At 41.3% G+C, this 1,534-nt stretch carries 2 protein-coding genes; both read left to right on the top strand.

Features of this window, described 5'->3' with window-relative positions; translation table 11 throughout:
• Nucleotides 1-625, top strand: a 625-nt coding sequence (locus WB217_RS05335; protein ID WP_423991353.1) for an aminotransferase class V-fold PLP-dependent enzyme, incomplete at its 5' end; no start/stop codon positions are given.
• Nucleotides 626-685: 60 nt separating this feature from the next.
• Entirely contained in the window at nt 686-1,225 is a 540-nt protein-coding gene (locus WB217_RS05330) for a transcription repressor NadR (protein ID WP_423991351.1), read from the top strand.
• The last annotated feature ends 309 nt before the right edge of the window (nt 1,226-1,534 follow it).

Genomic DNA, 1,534 nt, shown 5'->3' with positions numbered 1-1,534 from the left:
TAGTGACTGTGTACAAACCTTTGGCAAAATTCCTATTGCTCCCATAGCCAGGTCTGTTGACGCGCTTTCTATTTCCGGTCATAAATTTTACGGTCCAAAAGGAACAGGTGCTGCGTATATAAATCCCAGGCTTGCATGGAAACCTTTGATTGCTGGTACAACTCATGAAAAGGGCTTCAGGCCAGGAACTGTAAATATCCCAGGAATTGCAGCGATGACAACAGCAGCACAAAAAGCCCACGTGATACTGGAAACAGAAACTATTCGTATGAAAAAGCTAAGAGCTTTTTTCCAGGAAAAAATTTTAAACTTAACAGATATGATCATGGTATTTGGCAGAGACGAAGCTGAACAGCTACCTGGTATTCTGGGGATGAGCATCAAGGGAATTGAAGGACAATACGTCATGCTTGAATGCAATCGCAAGGGATATGCAATCTCCACTGGTACAGCGTGTCACACCGGAATGGTTTCACCAGCGAAAACAATGACATCGATGGGCATAACAGGAAAAGAGGCTAAAGAGTTTTTTAGAGTTTCATTCGGGAGAGAGACAAAAGCCGAGGATGTAGAGGCGCTTGCAAAATTACTTGCCGAACTTTCCTTACGTGCCTCTGCCTTTTAAATTACTCTTTATTTATGGTAAAATTCTCAAATGAAGAGATAGAAGGAGAGGATCGGATTTATGAAGGAACCTACAAAAATCCTCGGGGACGAGCGCCGGGCATTTATCCTGAGCAGGCTGCAGGAAAGCAGAGAACCAATTACCGGAAGTGAACTTGCATCCATAACCAATGTAAGCAGACAGGTCATCGTAGGTGACATCACCTTGTTAAAAGCTAGGAATGAACCAATCATAGCAACCAGCCAGGGATATATCTATATGCATGCCTCAACTCCAACTGGAGCGGTAAGAACCATTGCCTGTTCCCATACTCCAGAACGGACAGAGGAAGAACTAATCCTTCTCGTCGATCATGGCGTCACCATAAAGGATGTCAAAATCGAGCATCCAGTCTATGGAGATCTAACCGCTTCAATCATGGTATCGAATCGATACGAAGTGAAACAATTCATGGAAAAAATCCGTGCGACTAATGCCTCCTACTTGTCAGAGCTTACAGAAGGCATCCATTTGCACACAATCTCCGCACCAACAGAAAAAGCGCTGGATGAAGCAGAAGAAGCACTTAGAAAAGCAAATTTCTTGGTTGATTTGGAATAGAGATAGAGTTAGAAAAGATATGCCGTTTTTATGACAAAGACTAGTTTCGCCATTTAATTGAATGTGTTTTTAGTCTTTAGATTTTTCCAATGACACTTATTGGAACATCGGCATAGCGTTTTTAATACTTTAGACTGTCCCAATGACTCTTATTGGCACATCGTCATAGCGTTTATAATGCTTTAGATTGTTCCAATGCTCCTTATCGAAACCAAAAATGGCTGTTTTTTACATTTAAAGGATTTTAGTTACCCAGAACCACTTTAAGTCGGTTTCAAGCCAAAAATAATATAAAAAAAGATCCATCAC

Origin of the sequence: Mesobacillus sp., assembly GCF_049588175.1 — a bacterium.
Classification (GTDB): domain Bacteria; phylum Bacillota; class Bacilli; order Bacillales; family Cytobacillaceae; genus Mesobacillus.
This window is presented reverse-complemented; position numbering and strand designations above follow the sequence as displayed.